This window comes from Rhodoferax sp. BAB1, from assembly GCF_013334205.1.
Lineage (GTDB): Bacteria > Pseudomonadota > Gammaproteobacteria > Burkholderiales > Burkholderiaceae_C > Hylemonella.
This window is the reverse complement of sequence record NZ_CP054424.1, coordinates 3,072,655-3,093,271: the sequence shown is the minus strand read 5'-3', so window position 1 is coordinate 3,093,271 and position 20,617 is coordinate 3,072,655. Positions and strand designations below refer to the sequence as shown.

Genomic DNA, 20,617 nt, shown 5'->3' with positions numbered 1-20,617 from the left:
CCGGCAAGTCCGCGCAACACCCCGCATGGCTTTTTTGGCCGCAACCCGTAGGGAACGGAGTGCAAACGGCGCCACTCGTTGTTGCACTCCTCCCCCAGACGGCCAGTCTGGGCTTCGTCGTGCGCCTAGATTGGCACCGTTTGCACCCGTTCGCACATGAGAAATTGGTGTGAACAGACCCTGATTTTAGGCTCTGCCCCTCACCCGGCGCTCAGACGCGGTTTTGCAGCGCCCGTTTCTTCCAGACTTCCCAGGGCCGGCCCAGGTGCTCGTCGTTCATGTCCGAGGTGGCCTGGGCTTCGCCCGGCGTCAGGTAGTTGATCTCGCCCAGGCGCATGGCCTCGCTCTGCAGGCGGGCGTTGCTCTCGGTGTAGATGGCGCGGAACACCACCTGCTGAATGGAGAAACCCACCACCACATTGCCATGCCCGCGCAGCAGCGCCACAGCCTGCTGGCCCAGGTCGGCCGCCAGGGCTTTGCCCAGGGCCTGGTTGCGGATCAGCAGGTCACTGGCCTCGCCGGCCGTGTGCCGGATCTCGAACACCGGCACCTGCGCGCCCAGGAAACCGCTCATGTGGCAGATCGGCCGCAGGCGCGCGCCCGTCACGCCAAAGGGGATGACCGCGGGCGAGTGGCTGTGGATGACGGCCATCACGTCGGGGCGGACGCGGTAGATCTCGCTGTGGATGAAACGCTCCACATAGGTCTTGCGGCCGCGTTCGTCGTGCACGCTGCCGTCCAGGTCGCAGGCCACGATGTCGTCGGCCGTCACCAGGCCCGGCGCCATGCTGCGGGCGATCAGGAAACGGTCGGGCTGCTGGTCATGGCGCACGCTGATGTGGCCGAAGCCGTCGAGCACGCCCTCGTTGACCAGGATGTGGTTGGCGATGACGAGGTCGTCGATCAGGGCGGGATTGGCGGTGGGGCTCATGTCGGGTCTCCTGGCGCGTCAGTGTTTTCCTGACTTGCGTTGGTTAATGATAAGTATGATTATCGTCATAAGATCAATTGCAACAACACGAGGAGACATCATGAACCTTCTGCATCGCATTTCTGCCGGCCTCGTCCTGGGTGCCGCGCTGCTGTCCCATGCCAGCGCCCAGAACTTCCCGCAACGCCCCATCCAGCTCATCGTGCCCGTGTCGGCCGGCGGCGGCACTGACGTCATGGCCCGTGCGGTCGGCCAGAAGGTGGGCGAACTGCTGGGCCAGCCCGTGGTGGTGGAGAACAAGACGGGTGCCGGCGGCAACATCGGCGTGGAGTTCGTGGCCAAGGCCAAGGCCGACGGCTACACCCTGCTGTTCTCGCCCAGCACCATCGCCACCAATGTGGCGGTCTACCGCAAGCTGCCCTACGACCTGCTCAAGGATTTCCAGACCGTGGCCCTGGTCGGGCAGACCGACGTGGCCCTGGTGGTCCACCCCTCCGTCAAGGCGGCGAACGTGAAAGAGTTCGTCGAGCTCGCGCGCAGCAAGGGCGGCGCGCTCAACTACGGCTCGGCGGGCACGGGCAGCTCCCAGCACCTCACGGCGGAATACTTCAACCAGATCGCCGGCACCACGTCCAACCACATCCCCTACAAGGGCCAGTCCCAGGCCATGAACGACCTGGTGGGCGGCCAGCTGGACTACATGTTCAGCCCCCTGCAGAACGCCCTGCCTTTCATCAAGCAGGGTCGCATCCGCGTGCTGGCCGTGGCTGCCAAGCAGCGCCACCGCGATCTGCCCCAGACGCCCACGCTGATCGAATCCGGCTACCCCGGCGCCGAGGTCTCCAACTGGTTCGCGCTCTACGCCCCCTCGGCCACGCCGCCGGCCGTGGTCAAGAGCCTGCACGCCGCCTACACCCAGGTGCTCAAGCAGCCCGAGATGAAGGCCAGGCTCGAAGGCATGGGTTTCGACATCGTCTACGCCAGCCCGGACGAGGCCACCGACTTCATGCGTTCCGAGCTGGTGCGCTGGACGCGCGTGGCCACCACCGCCGGCATCAAGGCGGAATAAGGCTTGGCGGCCCCTGGCCGCTACCCCCTCATGCAAAGCCCGGTACGCCGGGCTTTTGTGTGTCAAGGGTTGGGTCGGCGCTGCAGGGTTATCGTTGGCCGCCCGGGTGCGAGCCCGCCATCTGGCCGAGAATCCAGCCCTTGCATTCGCCCTTGCGCGTTTGCCAGCCTGTCCCCCATCCCTGAAGGAGCCTCCCCATGAAATCACGCGCCGCCGTCGCCTTTGCAGCCGGCCAGCCCTTGCAGATCGTCGAGATCGACGTGGCGCCGCCGAAAAAGGGCGAGGTGCTGGTCAGGATCACGCACACCGGCGTCTGCCACACCGATGCCTTCACGCTCAGCGGTGATGACCCCGAGGGCCTGTTCCCTGCCGTGCTGGGTCACGAGGGCGCGGGTGTGGTGGTGGAAGTGGGCGAGGGTGTCACCAGCGTGAAGCCGGGCGACCACGTCATCCCGCTCTACACCGCCGAGTGCGGCGAGTGTCTGTTCTGCAAGAGCGGCAAGACCAACCTCTGCGTGGCCGTGCGCGCCACCCAGGGCAAAGGCGTGATGCCCGACGGCACCACGCGCTTCTCCTACAACGGCCAGCCCGTCTACCACTACATGGGCTGCTCCACCTTCAGCGAATACACCGTGGTGGCCGAAGTCTCGCTGGCCAAAATCAACCCCGCGGCGAACCACGAACAGGTCTGCCTGCTGGGCTGCGGCGTCACCACCGGCCTGGGCGCCGTGAAAAACACCGCCAAGGTGCAGCCCGGCGACACGGTGGCCGTGTTCGGCCTGGGCGGCATTGGCCTGGCGGTCATCCAGGGTGCCAAGCAGGCGAAGGCGGGCCGCATCATCGCCGTGGACACCAACCCCGGCAAGTTCGACCTGGCCCGCACCTTCGGCGCCACCGACTGCGTGAACCCCAAGGACCATGACAAACCCATCCAGCAGGTCATCGTGGAGATGACCACCTGGGGCGTGGACCACAGCTTCGAATGCATCGGCAACGTCAACGTCATGCGCGCCGCGCTGGAGTGCGCGCACCGCGGCTGGGGCCAGAGTGTCATCATCGGTGTGGCCGGGGCGGGGCAGGAGATTTCCACGCGCCCCTTCCAGCTCGTCACCGGCCGGCGCTGGCTGGGCACGGCCTTCGGCGGCGTCAAGGGCCGCAGCCAGCTGCCGGGCATGGTGGAAGACGCCATGAAGGGCGACATCCAGCTCGCGCCCTTTGTTACGCACACGCGTGAACTGAAAGACATCAACGAGGCCTTCGAGCTGATGCACTCAGGCCAATCCATCCGCACCGTCATCCATTACTGAAGCGACCCGAGGAGAGAAGACATGAACCGCGTAGAGCGCCACGCCAGCTTCGGCGGCCGGCAGGAAGTCTGGAAACACCAGTCCACCACCCTGGGCTGCGAGATGAAGTTCGGCGTCTACCTGCCGCCCGCCGCCGTGGAGGGCCAGCGCTGCCCCGTGCTGTATTACCTGGCCGGCCTGACCTGCAACGAGCAGACCTTCATCACCAAGGCCGGCGCGCAGGAACATGCCGCGCGCCACGGTTTCATCCTCGTCGCCCCCGACACCAGCCCCCGCGGCCCCGGCGTGCCCAATGAAGACACGTACGACCTGGGCGAAGGTGCAGGCTTCTACCTCAACGCCACCCAGGCCCCCTGGGCCCAGCACTACCGCATGGCGGACTACGTGGCGCAGGAGCTGCCCACACTGATCGAGCAGAACTTCCCCGCCACGGATGCGCGCGGCATCTTCGGCCACAGCATGGGCGGCCACGGCGCGCTCGTCACTGCACTGCGCAACCCGGGCCGTTACCGCAGCGTCTCGGCCTTCGCCCCCGTGGTCGCCCCCAGCCAGGTGCCCTGGGGCCAGAAGGCTTTCACGGCCTACCTGGGTGCGGATGTTTCAGCTTGGAAGGAATGGGACGCGGTGGAACTGGTCGCCACCGCCCAGGAGCGCCTGCCCATCCTCGTGGACCAGGGTGAGACCGATGAGTTTTTGCGCAAGCAGCTGCGACCTGAGTTGCTGGAAGAGGCTTGCAATGCTGCAGGTCACCCGCTGACGCTGCGGCGGCATGCGGGTTACGACCACAGCTATTACTTCATCGCGAGTTTCATGGCGGATCATTTTGCGCATCATGCGCGGGGACTCTAGGTCGGCGGGTGTTTTGGGGCGGCTTCACGTCATCGGATAAGAATGCAGTGCCTATGGCCCGCGCCTTTTGTGGCGTCGTCTTTTGTCTCCGGGCATGCTTAGATCTGGTCGGACTGGAAAACTTGCACCTTCATAGCTCAAATATTTTGGGTCAAGCGGTCGTAGGCCCAGCCGGCGCCCCAACTCCCTGGGCGTTAGGACGGTCGTGCGCAACGAGCGAATCGGTTCTTGCTGGCTTCGCTGCCTGAAATTGGTGCATAGCGAACGGTCAACAGTCAATAAGCAGAACAAGCCGTATGTCTCCGCGGTTCGAATGTGCCAAGCGTCTTGGCTATTCGTGGAGCCGAGATGCTTGACGATACCTTTATAGAGAACGTCTGTGGAGTTTTGCAGCCGTTCTTGCTGCTGATCCGCCCAACTGGGTCCCTGTTTCCAACTTGGCTGAAAGTGCATTTCAGCCATTCGATCTACTGACTTAATGTCAATCCCACTGAAAAGGCTGAGGTCGAAATAGCCATACCCCTTGAAGCGACCGACTGGGTGTTTCCACTGCTCAACGCGAAGCTCCCCGGAAGTCTTGAAACGGACGAGTCCGATACGAGCTAAGTGGACAAGTCCTACGAGATAACAGACCTCCTCGTAGTCTCTCTTCGCTTCGGGTGAAGCGTGGCGATTGGGTTTGCGTCTGACAGGAACTCGCGCCATGTGGCCGGTATCCGGCATATGCGGCCCCCAAGGATGACGGCCGGTCGAAACCCAAAGTGTTTCGTGCGTGACTGCAAGTGCGAGCACTGAGCTGTCCACCAGAATTTCTATCGGGGAAGCGCCGGCAAGTCTTCTCCGTGCTTTATAGGTCGACAACGTCAGCAAGACGTTGCCCAAACGCGGGCTAGCGACATGTCGAATCTCTTGGACAAGGGCTGACAGTCGTTGTCTCAGCAAAGTCATGAGATAAATGATGCCTCAGAGCCGTTGTTCAGCCTAGCGAGTTTTACAAGACTCAGTTAGTCTTGGCGCGCCATGCCTCGCGGAAAAAACACCACTTTCATACAAGCGTTGATGCCGCATGTATGACTGGCCGATAGATGCTGACCAAAAGCAAAGGTTCAAGGGGAGATGGGTTGTCGAGTTCGCTCCAGCACTACTCATCCCCATAGCTGAAGAGGCGGTAGCGCTGCCTGATCGCATGCAGGCATCACCGCAACCTACCTCGGCCTGGCGTTGTGCACGGCGAACCAGCTGCTGATGAGGGCACCGATGATCACCACGATGGGGCCGGCGGTGTCGGTCATGGCCTGGGCGCTGCGCACGAGCCAGTGGTCCGTGGGCGTGGTGGGCAGGGGCACGTAGCCGCCCGCCGGAGCCATGCGCTCACTGGGGTCGGCCAGGCCGGCGGTAGCCGGTGCGACCAGGGCCGCCAGCACGGTGATCAGAAGCCCGGTCAGCCCCAGCCATTCGCCTAGCCGCAGTCGTGCGACGAGCACCGTGCCCAGGTGCATGGCCAGCAGCACCCCGATGGCGATGGCAGGTGCCAGCGCCAGGCGGGTCAGGTAACTTGTCACCAGCACATACACCCCTCCGATGCCCGCGGCGAGCGCGACCAGCGCGTACTCGGCCGCAACCCTTTTGAGCTTGGTGTGCGGCGGCTGCGGCGGGGTGAACTCGGGGAGCTGGGAGGGGCGGAAGTCGGTGTTCAACACGTGGGGTTATCCATGCAAACGGTCCCTCGCATTTTACGGACGCTTGTGACAGCTTGCCCTGTTGTAAGCGCCGGGATACAAATTTTTGCGCCGGCGTCCGTCAGCCCACGGGCCTTGACTGGCGGCCAGCGCTCATCCGTGCAAGCGCTGACTACGGCGACCGCTCCAGCAGCATCGCATCCCCATAACTGAAGAAGCGGTAGCGCTGGCTGATCGCATGCCGGTACAGCCCCATGATGTGCTCGTAGCCCGCAAAGGCGCTCACCAGCATCATGAGGGTGGATTTAGGCAGGTGGAAGTTGGTGACCAGCAGGTTGGCCACCTTGAAGTCAAAGCCCGGGGTGATGAAGATCTCGGTGTCCCCGCTGGCCTGCCCGGTCTGGGCCCAGGATTCGAGGGTGCGGATGGTGGTGGTGCCCACGGCGACGATGCGGCCGCCCCGGGCTTTCGTTTCCGCGATGGCCTGCTGCGTGGCGGCGGGTACTTCGTACCACTCGCGGTGCATGCGGTGCTCGGCCAGGTTCTCGGTCTTCACGGGTGAGAAGGTGCCGGCGCCCACGTGCAGGGTGACGCTGGCACGTTTCACGCCGCGTGCCTCCAGCGCGGCCAGCAGACCTTCGTCGAAGTGCAGGGCCGCGGTGGGCGCGGCGGCGGCGCCGGGTTTGGCGGCGAAGACGGTCTGGTAACGCGCCACGTCCTCGGCGCTGTCGCCGTGTTCGATGTAGGGAGGGAGCGGCACGTGGCCGTGCTGTTCCATCAGCGCATGCGGTTCGTCACTGAAGCGCAGGCGGAACAGTTGCCCCTCTTCATCCGGCCAGCGGCCCAATAGCGTGGCCGTGTAGCCGCCCGTCATCTGCAGCACCATGCCCACGGCCGGCCTTTTGCTGACCTTCATGTGGGCCACCACCTCGTGGCCCGTCAGCACGCGTTCGATCAGCAGTTCCAGCTTGCCGCCGGTAGGCTTCTCGCCGAACAGCCGGGCCTTGACCACCTTGGTGTCGTTGAACACCAGCAGGTCGCCGGGCAACAACAGGCCGGGCAGTTCTCGGAAGATGCGGTCCACCGGGGTGGCGGCGCGGCCGTCGAGCAGGCGCGAGGCGCTGCGCTCAGCCGCGGGGTGCTGGGCGATGAGCTCGGGCGGGAGCGCGAAGTCGAAGTCGCTGAGGGTGTGGGTGCGCGGGGCGCCGGGGGACGTGGGCATGTGCTTGAGGGCCGGACGGACCCGTTCCAAGTGAAAAGTGAAGAACTAAGGGCAGAATTGTCCCATGCCCGCCAAGCGACCCGCCACCGCCGAGAAAAAAGCCCCCAAGGCCTCGGCCGCTGGCGTGCCGGCCAAGAGCCTGCCGCAGAAGGCCCTGGAGAAGCTCAACCTGCGGCGCGACATCGACCTGGCCCTGCACCTGCCGCTGCGCTACGAGGACGAGACCCGCATCACCAAACTGGCCGACGCGCGCGAGGGCGACACGGCGCAGATCGAGGCCGAGGTCACGGCCTGCGAGGTGGCCTACCGCCCGCGCCGCCAGCTGCTGGTGACGGTGAACGACGGCAGCGACACCTGCGTGCTGCGTTTCTTCAATTTCTACCCCTCGCAGCAGAAGGCCCTGGCCGTGGGCACGAAGATCCGCGCGCGGGGTGAACTGCGTGGCGGTTTCCTGGGCTGGACCATGATGCACCCGCACACCCGGGCCGCCAGCGGCGAGCTGCCCACGGCACTCACGCCCGTCTACCCCACGGTGGCCGGCCTGCCCCAGCCTTATCTGCGCAAGGCGGTGCTGGGCGGCCTGGCGCGCGCCGAGTTGTCCGACACCTTCCCGCCCGAACTGGCGGTCGGGCTCAAGTTCAAGCCGCTGTGGGACCTGCGCCAGGCCCTGACCTTTTTGCACCACCCTACGCCCGATGTCTCGCTGGCCCAGCTGGAGGATCACACGCACCCCGCCTGGTTGCGCCTGAAGGCCGAGGAACTGCTGGCCCAGCAGCTGTCGCAACTGCAGTCGCGCCGCGAGCGTGAGCACCTGCGCGCGCCGGTCTTGCGCACGGACGGCAAGGGCTCGCTGCACGATCGCCTGTTGGCCGCGCTGCCCTTTCAGCTGACCACGGCGCAGCGCCGCGTGTGCACGGAGATCGCGCAGGACCTGGCGATGCACAAACCGATGCACCGCCTGCTGCAGGGTGACGTGGGTTCGGGCAAGACGGTGGTGGCCGCACTGGCCGCCACGATCTGCATGGACGCGGGCTGGCAGTGCGCGCTGATGGCGCCCACCGAGATACTGGCCGACCAGCATTTCCGCAAGCTGGTGGGCTGGCTGGAGCCCCTGGGCGTGCGTGTGGCCTGGCTCACCGGCAGCCAGAAGAAAAAGGAGCGCACCGAGATGCTGGGCCTGATCGAGCGGGGCGAGGCCGGCCTGGTGGTGGGCACGCACGCGGTGATCCAGGAGCAGGTGCAGTTCAAAAACCTGGCCCTGGCCATCATCGACGAGCAGCATCGCTTTGGTGTCGCACAACGCCTGGCCTTGCGCAGCAAGACCAATGGCGAGGACCTGGAGCCGCACATGTTGATGATGACGGCGACGCCGATACCCAGAACGCTGGCGATGAGTTATTACGCCGACCTCGACGTCTCCACCATCGACGAACTGCCGCCCGGGCGCAGCCCCATCGTGACCAAGGTGGTGTCCGAGCAGCGGCGCGACGAGGTGATCCAGCGCATCCGCGGCCAGCTGGAGCAGGGCAGGCAGGTCTACTGGGTCTGTCCGCTGATCGAGGAAAGCGAGATGCTGGACCTCACCAACGCCACCGAGACCCATGCGGAGTTGAGCGCAGCTTTGCCCGGCGTGCTGGTGGGCCTGCTGCATTCGCGCATGCCGGTGGCCGAGAAGAAGGCGGTGATGTCGCTGTTCACCAGCGGGCAGATGGGCGTGCTGGTCAGCACCACGGTGATCGAGGTGGGGGTGGACGTGCCCAATGCCACGCTGATGGTGATCGAGCACGCCGAGCGTTTTGGCCTCTCGCAGCTGCACCAGCTGCGCGGGCGGGTGGGGCGCGGGGCGGCGGCCTCGGCCTGCGTGTTGCTGTATTCCACCGGCGATGCGCCGCGTCTGGGTGAGACGGCCCGCGAGCGCCTCAAGGCCATGGCCGAGACCAGCGACGGTTTCGAGATCGCGCGGCGCGACCTGGACATCCGCGGGCCGGGCGAGTTTCTGGGCGCGCGCCAGTCGGGCGCGGCCCTGCTGCGTTTTGCCGACCTGGCGGAAGACAGCCATCTGCTGGCCTGGGCCCGCGAGGCCGCGCCCGTGATGCTGGACCGCTACCCGGACCTGGCCGAGCGCCATGTGGTGCGCTGGCTGGGCAGCCGCACGAACTATTTGAAAGCCTGAGTAGTTGCAAATTTGTAGCATCCGCGGCACGCCGGGCGTGGCATGGCGCCCAATGTGAATTAGACTCCGGGCATACCTGGAACATCCCCGATGGCCAAGGAACCCACCCACAAGCTCGCCTCCGGCGACACCGCCTATCTGTACCGCGCCACCATCGGCCCGCGCGCACAGGATTACTACCTGCGTCACTTTGCCTGCTTCGACGGCGAGGGCAAGGCAGGCAGCAGCTGGAACTGGGCGGCCTACTGGACCACCTTCAACTGGCTGGTATATCGCCGCATGTGGGGCTGGGCCCTGGCCTATGTGGCGGCCCTGATCGGCGTGGTGCTGCTGATCTTCGGCGTGGGCAAGCTGCTGCTCAACTATTCCGACACCAGCGCCCTGCTGCTTTTCCTGCTGCTGCTGACGGTGGCCTTTGTGGTGCCGGGCCTGTATGCCAATGCCTGGTTCTACACGCATTGCAACGAGAAGATATCGGCGGCGCTGCGCACCTCGCCCGAGGTGAAGGACGCGGCCACCGCGCTGTCCCGCCAGGCGCCGGACCAGCGCCGCCTGATGCTGCTGGGCCTGGGCAATGCGGTGGTGCTGGCGCTGGTGCTGTCCGTGCTGAACTGGTTCCAGGGTGCGGAAAGTGCGCTGCCGCAACTGGCGACGCGTGAGGAACGCCCGCAGGCCGGTGGGGAGTCCGGCCAGGTCCGGGCGCTGGTCGTCGCCCCCGCGCCTGTGGCTTCTGCGCCGGTCGAGGCCACGAGTCCTGCGCCGGCCGCGGTAGCCAGCGCACCGCAAGTGGCGCCGGCACCGGCGCCCGTGCTGGCGGCTTCCTCGCCCGAGGCGCCACGTGTGGCCCAGGCGGCGAGCGCGCTCGTGACACCTTCGACGGCCAGGCCCGCAGCGGCTGGGAAGCCGGCCATGGTCAACGCCTCGGACCGCAGCGTGGCATCGGCCCGGCCGGAGCCTGCCGTGCCGCCCGCCCCCGCGCCGCGCCCGGCGGCGACCGCCACCGCGGCGGTGGTCACGCCGGCACCCGCGGCGGCCCCCCGCCCGGCCCGTGCCGCCAGTGCGCCGCAAGCACTGCGTTATGTGTGGGTGATCCAGGTGGGCGCCTACGCCCAGGAGGCCAACGCGCAGAAGGCCTTGGCCCAGGTGCAGGGCCTGGGGCTGGAGGCAGGCGCCGAAACCTTTGCCAGCCCCAAGGGGCCGCTGATGCGCGTGCGTGTCGGGCCCTTCATGCGCCAGGCCGAGGCCGATCAGGCCGCGCTGCGCATCAAGACGCTGGATCTGCCAGTGCTGGTGATCCGTCAACGCCCCTGAGCGCCCGCTGCGCGCCTCAGCGCATCCCGATCCGTACGTTCCCGAAGATGCCCTGCGCCTCGCGCGGCAGGCAGCGCCAATAGGGCTCACTCGCCTGCACCTGCCCGCCCAGGGTCACGGCGGCCTCCCAGGGCCAGCGCGGCTTGTAGAGCAGGGCGCGGGCGATGGCGATCAGGTCGGCGTCGCCGGCCTGCAGGATGTCCTCGGCCTGCTTCGGATCGGTGATCAGGCCCACGGCGGTGGTCGGCAAGCCGCAGGCTTTTTTCACTTCGCGTGCATAGGGCACCTGGTAGCCGGGGCCGATGGTGATCTTCTGCTGCGGCGAGACGCCGGCGGTGGAAACGTGCATGAAGTTGCAGCCCAGGGCCTTGAGCTGGCGCGAGAACTCGGCCGTCTGCTGTCCGTCCCAGCCGCCCTCGACCCAGTCGGTGGCCGAAACCCGTACACCCAGCGGGCCGTCGAAGACGGCGCGTACGGCGGCGAACACTTCCAGCGGAAAACGCATGCGGTTTTCCAGGGGGCCGCCGTAGGCGTCGTTGCGCTGGTTGGCCAGGGGCGAGAGGAACTGGTGCAGCAGGTAACCGTGTGCGGCGTGCAACTCGACGGCGTCGATGCCGATGCGCTGGGCGCGCTGTGCGGCGGCCACGAAGGCCTCGCGCACCTGGACCAGCTGGGCCGCCGACATGGCCGCGGGTGGTGGCTCGTCGGGCAGTTGCGGCAGGGCCGAGGGCGCCAGCGGCAGCCAGCCGCCCTGGGCAGGAGCGAGCAGCTGTCCACCATGCCAGGGCGCGGCGCTGGAGCCCTTGCGCCCGGCATGCGCGAGCTGGATGCAGACCGGCATGGGGGGTGCCAACTTGCGCGCGCGCTGCAGCGTCTCGCCCAGGGCCTGTTCGGTGCGCTCGTCCCACAGGCCCAGGCAGTGGGGCGTGATGCGGCCGTCGGGTGTGACACCGGTGGCCTCGATGGTCATGAGGCCGGCGCCGCTGTTGAGCAGGCTGGCCCAGTGCGCGAGGTGCCAGTCGCCTGCCGCGCCGTCGACGGCCGAGTACTGGCACATGGGCGCGATGACGATGCGGTTGGCGAGCGCCAGGGGGCCGCGCGGTGCGGGCAGATGGAAGGGGGAGAAGAGCAGGCTCACGGCAGAGGGGGTGGGTGGTGGTTGGAAGATTTTGGCATGATGACTGCACCCGCCCGGTGGCGCAGGCCGCGCTGCCGCAAGACCCAGGGTGGGCAAACGCAAGGTGTGATGCATGCAGAACCTGAATGAAGCCGTGACGCTCTACCCCGCGCTGGGGGAGGTCACGCCCACGCTGGCCTCGCTCGGTGCTTCGGTGCTGGAGGTGCCGGCCGGGGCCGTGCTGTTCGACGAAAGCGCGCCCTGCCAGGGGTTCCCGCTGGTGCTGTCGGGCGAGGTGAAGGTCTCGCGCAGCTCGGGCGAAGGGCGCTTCCTGGAGTTGTACCGGGTGGTGCCCGGCGAGCTTTGCCTGGTGTCCAGCGCCTGCCTGTTCCGCGGTTTGCCGCTCTCGGCGCAGGGTGTCACCACCCGGCCCACGCGCCTGCTGCTGATTTCCCCCGAGACTTTCCGGCGCTGGCTGGAGACGCCGCGCTTTCGCGACGAGGTGCTGGGGCTGTTCGCGGAGCGCATGGCGGACCTGACCGGCCTGATCGAGGCGATCGCGTTTCACAAGCTGGACCAGCGCCTGGCCCGCGCGCTGCTGGGGCGTGGCCAGGACCTGGCCCTGACGCACCAGGCGCTGGCGGACGAGCTGGGCACGGTGCGCGAGATGGTCACCCGGCTGCTGCGCCGTTTCGAGCGCGAGGGCTGGGTGCTGCTGGCGCGCGAGCACATCCAGATCCTCAACAGCGCCGCCCTGCGTGCGCTGGCTGCCGCCGCGCCGGCGTCCTGACGGTGGGTGCCCGGGCTGTGTGACACAGGTCACAGACGTCGGGACGGGTCCGGCGTCCAATGAACCATCGTTTCACCATCACAAAGGAACCCACATGAAAACGAACGAAGGAAACATCGACCGCGTGCTGCGCGTTGTCGCCGGCCTGGTGCTGATCGGCCTGGCGGCCACCGGCACGGTGGGTGTCTGGGGCTGGATCGGTGTGGTGCCCCTGGCCACCGGCGCCCTGGGCTGGTGCCCGCTGTACACGCTGCTGGGTTTCAACACCTGCCCGCTCAAGCGCTGAGCCCGCTTGCCTGTTCCGGCAACTGCTGCCGGATGTTTGATGCACATCAAGGGGCCGTTGGCCCCTTGATGTTTTCGGGGGCGGCTGCGTCGGTCGGGCGCTTTCTGTCTGGCGCGGGCGGTGTGGACATGGAACAATGACCTTCGTGATGAAACATCTCGTCTGCATCCTGTGCCTGGGTCTGGCCCCTGCGGTCTGCGGGGCGGCTGATCCGCCGACCACGGGGGCCGCTGCCTTGCCGGCGCGTGATCTGGTGCTGGAACTGCGGGAGGTCGAAGAAGGTGGCGGGGGTTATGCCGTCGGCACCCGGCCTCAGGCGCCGCTGATGGCGCCGCAGCAGCTGCAGGTGCGCAACGGCAGCCAGGCGCGGCTGAGTTTTGCGCAGACCACGCCGCTGCAGTGGGTGCAGTCCGTGCAGGCGCCGGGCGCGCTGACAGGGGCGGGGGTGCGGCAGGGCCTGATCTGGCTGCAGGCCGGGCAGAGCCTGCAGCTGCGGCCGCGCTGGCCCGGCGGCCAGCGGCCCGCGACGGTGGAGGTCGAGGTGCAGACGGCCAGCGTGCAGCAGCAGCCCGGCCGGGAACTGCCCACGCAGGAACGCAGCGCGCTGGCCACCACCGTGCAGGCGCCGCTGGGGCAGTGGGTCACGCTGGCCCGTAGCGGTCAGGGCACGCCCCCGGGCAGCTACAGCAGCGATGCGGCCACGCAGCGCCCGCGCCTGCTGCAGCTGCGGGTGACGGCTCCTTGAAGGGTACTATCGGAATCGCTCACGGGATGCCACAATTCAATCATGACCCTCACCGAACTTAAATACATCGTCGCCGTGGCCCGCGAGAAACATTTCGGTCGCGCGGCCGAGGCGTGTTTCGTGTCGCAGCCCACGCTGTCGGTGGCGGTGAAGAAGATCGAGGAGGAGCTCGACGTCAAGCTCTTCGAGCGCAGCGCCAACGAGGTGACGGTCACGCCGCTGGGCGAGGAGATCGTGCGCCAGGCGCAGGCCGTGCTGGAGCAGGCCGCCAGCATCAAGGAGATTGCCAAGCGCGGCAAGGACCCGCTGTCGGGCCCGCTCAAGCTGGGTGTGATCTACACCATCGGCCCCTATCTGCTGCCCGACCTGGTGCGCCAGATGATCACGCACACGCCGCAGATGCCGCTGATGCTGCAGGAGAACTTCACGGTCAAGCTGCTGGAGATGCTGCGCACCGGTGAGATCGACTGCGCCATCCTGGCCGAGCCTTTCCCGGACGCCGGCCTGGCCGTGGCGCCGCTCTACGACGAACCCTTTTACGCCGCCGTACCCGCCAACCACCCGCTGGCGAAGAACGACAGCATCAGCAACGAGGAGCTCAAGGCCGAGACCATGCTGCTGCTGGGCACGGGCCACTGCTTTCGCGACCACGTGCTGGAGGTCTGCCCCGAGTTCGCGCGCTTCTCCAGCCATGCCGAGGGCATACGCAAGAGCTTCGAGGGCTCCTCGCTGGAGACCATCAAGCACATGGTGGCCGCCGGCATGGGCGTGACCCTGGTGCCGCGCCTGAGCATCCCCAAGTCGGCGCTGCTGCCCAAGGGCAAAGCCCGGGGCAACGGCCAGGAGGACAACTTCATCAAGTACCTGCCCTTCAGCGGCGAGCCGCCGACGCGCCGTGTGGTGCTGGTGTGGCGGCGCAGCTTCACGCGCTACGAGGCCATCGCCTCGCTGCGCAATGCCATCTATGCCTGCGAGTTGCCGGGCGTGAAGCGCCTGTCGCAGTGAGTTTTTTCATCCAGGAGTGACCATGGCCAAGAACGCCGCCCCCGCCATCAACATCGGCATCAGCGAGAAAGACCGCGCCGCCATTGCCAAGGGCCTGAGCCACCTGCTGGCCGACACCTACACGCTCTACCTGACCACGCACAACTTCCACTGGAACGTGACGGGGCCGATGTTCAACACCCTGCACACCATGTTCATGACGCAGTACACCGAGTTGTGGAATGCGGTGGACCCGGTTGCCGAGCGCATCCGCTCGCTGGGGCACCCGGCGCCCGGCTCCTATGCCCAGTTCGGCAAGCTGGCCTCGGTGCCCGATGTGCCGGCCAAGCCGCCCAAGGCGCTGGAGATGGTGCGCATCCTGGTGCAGGGCCACGAGGCGGTGGCGCGCACGGCGCGCAGCCTGTTTCCGCTGGCCGACAAGGCCGGTGACGAACCCACGGCCGACCTGCTGACCCAGCGCCTCACGGTGCACGAGCAGACTGCGTGGATGCTGCGCTCGCTACTTGAAGAATAAGCTCGCCCTTTATCTGGACCTGATCCGCTGGGACCGACCGGCGGGCTGGCTGCTGCTGCTCTGGCCGAGCTTGAGCGCGCTGTGGGTGGCGGCCGGCGGTTTCCCGGGCTGGCATCTCGTGGCCGTGTTCGTGCTGGGCACCATCCTCATGCGCAGCGCGGGCTGCTGCCTGAACGACGTGGCCGACCGTGACTTCGACAAGCATGTGAAGCGCACTGCGCAACGGCCGGTGACGGCCGGCAAGGTCTCGGTGCGCGAGGCCTTGTGGCTGGGCACGGTGCTGGCCCTGCTGGCCTTCGGCCTGGTGCTCACGACCAACCCGGTGGCGGTGGCCTGGTCCTTCGCGGCACTCGCCGTGGCCATCATCTATCCCTACGCCAAACGTTTTTTCGCCATGCCGCAGGCGGTGCTGGGCGTGGCCTTCAGCTTCGGCATCCCCATGGCTTTTGCGGCCGTGCGCGGCGAGGTGCCGGCGCTGGCCTGGGGGCTGCTGATCGGCAACCTCTTCTGGGTGCTGGCCTACGACACCGAGTACGCCATGGTGGACCGCGACGATGACCTGCGCATCGGTATGAAGACTTCGGCCATCACGCTGGGGTCCTGGGACGTGGTGGCGGTGACCAGCTTCTACGTGATCCAGCTGCTGATCTGGACCGTGCTGCTGGTCGAGCGCATAGCCCCCTGGGCCTGGTTCCTGGCGCTGGTGGCGGCTGTGGCGCAGGTGGTCTGGCACCACCGCCTGATCCGTGAGCGCACACGCGAAGGTTGTTTCAAGGCCTTCCGCGTCAACCACTGGTTCGGCTTCACGCTGTTCGCCGGCATCGTCGCCGGCTATGCACTCAGGTAATCAGTCCTTGCCGTATTCCGCGCCGAGTTCGCGCGAACGGCGCTCGGCGGCGTGCAGGGCCTGGCCGAAGTGCTCCTTGAGCTTCTGGCTCTCCATCATGGTGATGGCTGCGTAGGTGGTGCCGCCCTTGGAGGTGACGCGCTGGCGCAGCACCTCGGGCGGCTCGTCGGAGAACTTGGCCAGTTCACCGGCGCCGCGGAAGGTCTCCACGGCCAGCTGGTAGGCCTGTTCGTGGCTCAGGCCCATCTCCACGCCGGCAGCGGCCATGGCCTCGAGGAAATAGAAGACATAGGCCGGGCCCGAGCCCGAGAGCGCGGTGACGGCGTCGAGCAGGTCCTCGCGCTCGACCCAGACGAACTCGCCCATGACGGAGGCGATGTGCTCGATGTGGTGGCGGTCCTGCTCGCCGACACCGGCGCGCGCGTACAGGCCGGTGATGCCCTTGCCGATCAGGGCCGGTGTGTTGGGCATGCTGCGCACCACGCGCTCGGTGCCGAGCCAGCGCGCAATGCTGCCGCTGGGGATGCCGGCAGCCACGCTCAGGTGCAGCGCGTCGCGCACATGCGGGGCGGCGGGCAGGGCGGCATCCTTGAAGGTCTGCGGCTTGACGGCCCAGATCACGATGGGGAAATCCTTCAGGAAAGGGCCGGGTTCGGCATGGGCGACCAGGCCGAAATTGTCCTTGAGCCTCTGCTGGGCCTCGGGGTTGGTGTCCACCACCTCGATGCGGGCGACGGGCAGGCCTTTCTTGATCAGGCCGCCGATGATGGCGCTGGCCATGTTGCCGCCGCCGATGATTGCAATGCGTTCGTTCATAAGGTGTGGTTGGCTGATCGGCCGGGGACCCGGGCCGTGCGGGAAAATTCCTGCGTCCATTGTCGCAGTTTGCGTTACGCTTTCTTCCCATGGACCACATCCTCGCCCTCGACCAGGGCACCACCAGTTCGCGCGCCCTGGTGTTCGATCGCCGCGGTGCGGTCGTCGCCCTGGCGCAGCAGGAATTCACCCAGCACTTTCCGCAGGCCGGCTGGGTCGAGCACGACGCGGCGGAGATCTGGCGCAGCCAGCTGGCCGTGGCGCGCCAGGCCCTGCAGCGTGCCGGCCTGGGCGCCCACCAGTTGCGCGCGCTGGCCATCACCAACCAGCGCGAGACCACGGTGCTGTGGGATCGCCGCACCGGCGAGCCGGTGGCGCCGGCCATCGTCTGGCAGGATCGCCGCACCGCGGCGCTGTGCGACACGCTGCGCCCGCGCTGGGCTGCGCGCATCCAGCGCAAGACCGGCCTGGTGCTCGACGCCTATTTCTCCGCCACCAAGCTGCAGTGGCTGCTGGACCATGTGCCCGGCGCGCGGGCGCGGGCCGAGGCCGGTGAGTTGGCCTTCGGCACCATCGACAGCTGGCTGCTCTGGAACCTGACCGGCGGGCAGGTGCACGCCACCGACCCCAGCAATGCCGCGCGCACCCTGCTGTTCAACATCCACACCCTGCAGTGGGACGAGGAGCTGCTGCGCCTCTTCAACATCCCGGCGGCGGTGCTGCCCCACGTGCATCCGTCCAGTGGTGTGTTCGGCGAGACCGAGCCCTCGTTGCTCGGGGCGGCCGTGCCCGTGGCCGGCATCGCGGGCGACCAGCAGGCCGCCACCTTCGGGCAGGCCTGCTTCGCCCCGGGCATGGCCAAGAACACCTATGGCACCGGCTGTTTCATGCTGATGAACACGGGGGACACGGCGGTCACCAGCCAGCACCGCCTGCTGGGTACCGTGGCCTGGCTGGGCCCGCACACACCGGCCTGCTACGCGCTGGAGGGCTCGGTCTTCATGGCGGGCGCCACCGTGCAGTGGCTGCGCGACGGCCTGCAGATCATCCAGTCGGCTGGTGAGGTCGAGGCGCTGGCGGCCAGCGTGCCCGACACCCAGGATGTCTACCTGGTGCCGGCCTTTGCCGGCCTGGGCGCGCCCGACTGGGACGGCCACGCGCGCGGCACCCTGGTGGGCATGACCCGCGGCACCACACGCGCCCACATCGCCCGCGCCGCGCTGGAGGCCATCGCCCTGCAGACCGCCGACGTGTTCCATGCCATGGGCCAGGACGCCGGCGTGCCGCTGCGCGAACTTCGCGTGGACGGCGGCGCCAGCCGCAACGACCTGCTGATGCAGCTGCAGGCCGACTACCTCGGGGTGCCGGTGCTGCGCCCGGCGCTCACCGAGACCACGGCCTTTGGTGCGGCGGGGCTGGCCGGCCTGGCCAGCGGTTTGTGGTCGGGCGCCGACGAGCTGTCGGCCCTGTGGCGCTTGCAGCGCCGTTTCGAGCCGCGCTTGCCGGCGGCGGCGCGGCGGGCCAAGCTCGCGCGCTGGCGCGAGGCGGTGGACCGCGCGCGGGGCTGGGCCTGAACATGGAACACCCCCAGGCTGCGCGCACTGCGTGTCGCTACATGCCACGTGCCTACGCCAGAGGCTCAGGCTCTTCGGTCTGTCCGAGCCTGCGCAGGCAGGCCCGGAGCCGCAGGCCTCAGCCCCTTGCAGGGGGCAACGCCAGCGGCCCGGCAAAGCCGGTTCCACGGCGTTTCCCGGTTGAGTCCTCGTTCGCGTCTTTTTGTGCGCTGATACGTCTGGTGGAGTTTCGGCCGTGATCGAAAATACCGAACCCTTGCCGACGCGGCGCGCCGACTTGCTGGTCCGGCTGGCCGAACCCCGTACCTGGGACCTGGCCGTCGTGGGGGGCGGTGCCACCGGCCTGGGCGTGGCCCTGGACGCGGCGGCGCGTGGCCTGTCGGTCGTGCTGCTGGAGTCGCACGATTTCGCCAGCGGCACTTCCTCGCGCTCGACCAAGCTGCTGCATGGCGGCGTGCGCTACCTGGCCCAGGGCAATCTCTCGCTGGTGCGTGAGGCGCTGCATGAACGTGGCACCGTGCTGCGCAACGCGCCGCACCTGGCCTCCAGGCTGTCGTTTGTCATGCCCTCCTATGCCTGGTGGCAGACGCCTTTCTACGGCATCGGGCTCAAGCTTTATGACCTGCTGGCGGGCCGTGCCGGCCTGGGCGCAACGAGTTTCCTGAGCCGTGCGCAAACGCTGGCCGCCCTGCCCAATCTGCAGCCCGCAGGCCTGTGCGGCGGTGTGGCCTACTGGGACGGCCAGTTTGACGATGCGCGCCTGGCACTGGCGCTGGCGCGTACGGCCGCCCGCGAGGGGGCGCTGCTGCTGAACTACTGCCCGGTCACCGAGCTGCGGCACGAGAACACCCGGCTGGTCGGCCTGCGCTGCCGCGACGCCATGGGCGGTTTGTCCTATGAAGTACGTGCCCGCTGCGTGGTCAACGCCACCGGGGTCTGGGTCGACGCGCTGCGCCAGCTGGACGGTGCCGCCCAGGGCCGCAGCGTCGGCCCGGTGGTGGCGCCCAGCCAGGGGGTGCATGTGGTGGTGGACCGGGATTTCCTGCCGGGTGAGCACGCACTGCTGGTGCCGAAGACTGCCGACGGGCGGGTGCTGTTCGCCGTGCCCTGGCTGGGCAAGCTGGTGCTGGGTACCACCGACACGCCGCGCAGCGACCTGCCACGCGAGCCGAGGCCCCTGCGCGCCGAGCTCGACTTCATCCTGGGCGAGGCGGCGCGTTACCTGGCGCGGGCACCGACCCGCGCCGATGTCAAAAGCATCTGGGTCGGCCTGCGCCCCCTGGTCCGGCCGGCGGGTGACGATGAAACCAGCACCGGCAGCATCAGCCGAGAGCACACGGTGCTGGTCAGCGCCACGGGCCTGGTCACGGTGACCGGCGGCAAATGGACCACCTACCGCGCCATGGCGGAGGATGTGCTGGCGCGCTGTTTCCAGGCCGGCTTGCTGCCGGAAAAACCGGCCGGTGTGAGTGGTCAGCTGAAACTGGTGGGGGCAGAGCCGGCGGACGGGGGGGCGAGACCGGCGATGGCCGCTGCCGCAGGCCCTCATATATATGGCAGTGAGCAGGCCCTGCTCCAGACCCTGCCGGGGGCAGGGCGGGTGCTGGCGCCGGGCCTGGAGGAGGCCATGGTGCGGTTTGCCGCCCGATTTGAGTATGCGCTAACTGTCGAGGACGTCCTTTCCAGGCGATCTCGACTGCTCTTTCTGGATGCGGCTTTGGCTGCATCATTGGCGCCGCGGGTGGCGGCCATCCTGGCCGAGGAAACGGGGCGGGATCCCGCCCTGGTCGACTTCCAGGGCCTGGCCGGCGACTATTTACGCTGGCCGTCCGAACAAGACGCTTGACGCCCTGCCAATTCTTTGGCACAATTGCGGGCTTCGCTTGAAAAAGCTGAAGTTTCTGCCCAGCGGAAGCGGTGTGAGTGGTTCATGCCGGGGACGACGGGCCCAAGACTGATCGGTTGTGTGCTGCATGGCAGTGCCTCTCGGTGCAAGTTGGGAATATTGAAATGATCCAGACTGAATCTCGGTTAGAAGTCGCCGACAACACCGGCGCGAAGTCCGTTTTGTGCATCAAGGTGCTCGGCGGTTCCAAGCGTCGTTACGCCAGCGTCGGCGACGTCATCAAGGTGAGCATCAAGGAAGCTGCTCCGCGCGGCCGCGTCAAAAAAGGCGAGGTCTACAGCGCTGTGGTGGTCCGTACCGCCAAGGGCATCCGCCGTGGCGATGGCTCGCTGGTCAAGTTCGACGGCAATGCCGCCGTGCTGCTCAACAACAAGCTGGAGCCCATCGGCACCCGCATCTTCGGCCCGGTCACGCGCGAACTGCGTACCGAGAAGTTCATGAAGATCGTGTCCCTGGCTCCTGAAGTTCTCTAAGGA

19 protein-coding genes are annotated in these 20,617 nt (G+C 67.5%); 14 read left to right on the top strand and 5 right to left on the bottom strand.

The window, feature by feature from the left end:
- Nucleotides 1-211: 211 nt before the first annotated feature.
- Nucleotides 212-931, bottom strand: a complete 720-nt coding sequence (locus HTY51_RS14900) for a class II aldolase/adducin family protein (protein WP_174253453.1) — start codon at nt 929-931, stop codon at nt 212-214.
- Between the two features lie 100 nt (nt 932-1,031).
- Between HTY51_RS14900 and HTY51_RS14895 the strand changes: the two genes are divergently transcribed.
- The 3 genes from HTY51_RS14895 (at nt 1,032) to fghA (ending at nt 4,156) form a co-directional block, all read left to right on the top strand.
- Complete coding sequence (locus HTY51_RS14895; RefSeq protein ID WP_174253452.1) at nt 1,032-2,000, top strand: tripartite tricarboxylate transporter substrate binding protein; 969 nt, start codon at nt 1,032-1,034, stop codon at nt 1,998-2,000.
- Nucleotides 2,001-2,197: 197 nt separating this feature from the next.
- Nucleotides 2,198-3,307 (top strand): S-(hydroxymethyl)glutathione dehydrogenase/class III alcohol dehydrogenase, encoded by a 1,110-nt coding sequence (locus tag HTY51_RS14890; RefSeq protein WP_174253451.1) that lies wholly within the window; start codon nt 2,198-2,200, stop codon nt 3,305-3,307.
- 21 nt (nt 3,308-3,328) lie between these two features.
- A complete protein-coding gene (fghA, locus tag HTY51_RS14885) occupies nt 3,329-4,156 on the top strand; it encodes an S-formylglutathione hydrolase (protein ID WP_174253450.1) in 828 nt (275 codons plus the stop codon).
- A 1,205-nt stretch (nt 4,157-5,361) separates the two neighbouring features.
- Here fghA and HTY51_RS14880 read toward each other — a convergent pair.
- Nucleotides 5,362-5,856 (bottom strand): hypothetical protein, encoded by a 495-nt coding sequence (locus HTY51_RS14880; RefSeq protein WP_174253449.1) that lies wholly within the window; start codon nt 5,854-5,856, stop codon nt 5,362-5,364.
- A 151-nt stretch (nt 5,857-6,007) separates the two neighbouring features.
- A complete protein-coding gene (gene queA, locus HTY51_RS14875; RefSeq protein WP_174253448.1) occupies nt 6,008-7,057 on the bottom strand; it encodes a tRNA preQ1(34) S-adenosylmethionine ribosyltransferase-isomerase QueA in 1,050 nt (349 codons plus the stop codon).
- A gap of 64 nt (nt 7,058-7,121) precedes the next feature.
- Between queA and recG the strand changes: the two genes are divergently transcribed.
- Both recG and HTY51_RS14865 read left to right on the top strand, forming a co-directional pair.
- The gene (recG, locus tag HTY51_RS14870) at nt 7,122-9,230 is read left to right on the top strand and encodes an ATP-dependent DNA helicase RecG (RefSeq protein ID WP_174253447.1); all 2,109 of its coding nucleotides are present in this window, start codon (nt 7,122-7,124) and stop codon (nt 9,228-9,230) included.
- A gap of 90 nt (nt 9,231-9,320) precedes the next feature.
- Nucleotides 9,321-10,541 (top strand): SPOR domain-containing protein, encoded by a 1,221-nt coding sequence (locus HTY51_RS14865; RefSeq protein WP_174253446.1) that lies wholly within the window; start codon nt 9,321-9,323, stop codon nt 10,539-10,541.
- 16 nt (nt 10,542-10,557) lie between these two features.
- Here HTY51_RS14865 and HTY51_RS14860 read toward each other — a convergent pair whose 3' ends face one another.
- Nucleotides 10,558-11,679 carry an NADH:flavin oxidoreductase/NADH oxidase gene (locus tag HTY51_RS14860; RefSeq protein ID WP_174253445.1) on the bottom strand — a complete coding sequence of 374 codons (1,122 nt, stop codon included), beginning with the start codon at nt 11,677-11,679 and terminating at the stop codon, nt 10,558-10,560.
- 112 nt (nt 11,680-11,791) lie between these two features.
- Here HTY51_RS14860 and HTY51_RS14855 point away from each other — a divergent pair, with 112 nt between their 5' ends.
- The 6 genes from HTY51_RS14855 to ubiA all read left to right on the top strand — a co-directional run bounded on the left by HTY51_RS14855 (nt 11,792) and on the right by ubiA (nt 15,845).
- Nucleotides 11,792-12,448: a Crp/Fnr family transcriptional regulator gene (locus HTY51_RS14855; RefSeq protein ID WP_174253444.1), complete on the top strand. Its 657-nt coding sequence runs from the start codon at nt 11,792-11,794 to the stop codon at nt 12,446-12,448.
- Nucleotides 12,449-12,542: 94 nt separating this feature from the next.
- On the top strand, nt 12,543-12,734 hold the full coding sequence (locus tag HTY51_RS14850) for a DUF2892 domain-containing protein (protein ID WP_174253443.1): 192 nt from the start codon (nt 12,543-12,545) through the stop codon (nt 12,732-12,734).
- 148 nt (nt 12,735-12,882) lie between these two features.
- Nucleotides 12,883-13,479, top strand: coding sequence for a hypothetical protein (locus HTY51_RS14845; protein WP_174253442.1), 597 nt, complete (start codon nt 12,883-12,885; stop codon nt 13,477-13,479).
- 42 nt (nt 13,480-13,521) lie between these two features.
- Nucleotides 13,522-14,484 carry a LysR substrate-binding domain-containing protein gene (locus tag HTY51_RS14840; RefSeq protein WP_174253441.1) on the top strand — a complete coding sequence of 321 codons (963 nt, stop codon included), beginning with the start codon at nt 13,522-13,524 and terminating at the stop codon, nt 14,482-14,484.
- A 22-nt stretch (nt 14,485-14,506) separates the two neighbouring features.
- On the top strand, nt 14,507-14,998 hold the full coding sequence (locus HTY51_RS14835; RefSeq protein WP_174253440.1) for a Dps family protein: 492 nt from the start codon (nt 14,507-14,509) through the stop codon (nt 14,996-14,998).
- Complete coding sequence (ubiA, locus tag HTY51_RS14830; protein WP_174253439.1) at nt 14,988-15,845, top strand: 4-hydroxybenzoate octaprenyltransferase; 858 nt, start codon at nt 14,988-14,990, stop codon at nt 15,843-15,845. Before HTY51_RS14835 ends, ubiA begins: the two co-directional genes overlap by 11 nt.
- On the opposite strand, the gene proC is transcribed toward ubiA, so the two are convergent.
- Nucleotides 15,846-16,661: a pyrroline-5-carboxylate reductase gene (gene proC, locus HTY51_RS14825; RefSeq protein WP_174253438.1), complete on the bottom strand. Its 816-nt coding sequence runs from the start codon at nt 16,659-16,661 to the stop codon at nt 15,846-15,848.
- 89 nt (nt 16,662-16,750) lie between these two features.
- On the opposite strand from proC, the gene glpK reads away from it, so the two are divergent.
- From glpK to rplN, 3 genes are all read left to right on the top strand, one after another.
- Nucleotides 16,751-18,235 carry a glycerol kinase GlpK gene (gene glpK, locus HTY51_RS14820; protein WP_174253437.1) on the top strand — a complete coding sequence of 495 codons (1,485 nt, stop codon included), beginning with the start codon at nt 16,751-16,753 and terminating at the stop codon, nt 18,233-18,235.
- Nucleotides 18,236-18,470: 235 nt separating this feature from the next.
- The gene (locus HTY51_RS14815) at nt 18,471-20,081 is read left to right on the top strand and encodes a glycerol-3-phosphate dehydrogenase/oxidase (RefSeq protein ID WP_254606899.1); all 1,611 of its coding nucleotides are present in this window, start codon (nt 18,471-18,473) and stop codon (nt 20,079-20,081) included.
- Between the two features lie 164 nt (nt 20,082-20,245).
- A complete protein-coding gene (gene rplN, locus HTY51_RS14810; protein ID WP_174253436.1) occupies nt 20,246-20,614 on the top strand; it encodes a 50S ribosomal protein L14 in 369 nt (122 codons plus the stop codon).
- Nucleotides 20,615-20,617: the final 3 nt, after the last annotated feature.

Excerpts from the sequence above, each read along its gene's own strand:
- HTY51_RS14900 (WP_174253453.1), bottom strand. The coding sequence starts at position 931 with ATGAGCCCCACCGCCAATCCCGCCCTGATCGACGACCTCGTCATCGCC.
- HTY51_RS14895 (WP_174253452.1), top strand. The coding sequence starts at position 1,032 with ATGAACCTTCTGCATCGCATTTCTGCCGGCCTCGTCCTGGGTGCCGCG.
- HTY51_RS14890 (WP_174253451.1), top strand. The coding sequence starts at position 2,198 with ATGAAATCACGCGCCGCCGTCGCCTTTGCAGCCGGCCAGCCCTTGCAG.
- fghA (WP_174253450.1), top strand. The coding sequence starts at position 3,329 with ATGAACCGCGTAGAGCGCCACGCCAGCTTCGGCGGCCGGCAGGAAGTC.
- queA (WP_174253448.1), bottom strand. The coding sequence starts at position 7,057 with ATGCCCACGTCCCCCGGCGCCCCGCGCACCCACACCCTCAGCGACTTC.
- recG (WP_174253447.1), top strand. The coding sequence starts at position 7,122 with ATGCCCGCCAAGCGACCCGCCACCGCCGAGAAAAAAGCCCCCAAGGCC.
- HTY51_RS14865 (WP_174253446.1), top strand. The coding sequence starts at position 9,321 with ATGGCCAAGGAACCCACCCACAAGCTCGCCTCCGGCGACACCGCCTAT.
- HTY51_RS14855 (WP_174253444.1), top strand. The coding sequence starts at position 11,792 with ATGCAGAACCTGAATGAAGCCGTGACGCTCTACCCCGCGCTGGGGGAG.
- HTY51_RS14850 (WP_174253443.1), top strand. The coding sequence starts at position 12,543 with ATGAAAACGAACGAAGGAAACATCGACCGCGTGCTGCGCGTTGTCGCC.
- HTY51_RS14845 (WP_174253442.1), top strand. The coding sequence starts at position 12,883 with ATGAAACATCTCGTCTGCATCCTGTGCCTGGGTCTGGCCCCTGCGGTC.
- HTY51_RS14840 (WP_174253441.1), top strand. The coding sequence starts at position 13,522 with ATGACCCTCACCGAACTTAAATACATCGTCGCCGTGGCCCGCGAGAAA.
- HTY51_RS14835 (WP_174253440.1), top strand. The coding sequence starts at position 14,507 with ATGGCCAAGAACGCCGCCCCCGCCATCAACATCGGCATCAGCGAGAAA.
- proC (WP_174253438.1), bottom strand. The coding sequence starts at position 16,661 with ATGAACGAACGCATTGCAATCATCGGCGGCGGCAACATGGCCAGCGCC.
- glpK (WP_174253437.1), top strand. The coding sequence starts at position 16,751 with ATGGACCACATCCTCGCCCTCGACCAGGGCACCACCAGTTCGCGCGCC.
- rplN (WP_174253436.1), top strand. The coding sequence starts at position 20,246 with ATGATCCAGACTGAATCTCGGTTAGAAGTCGCCGACAACACCGGCGCG.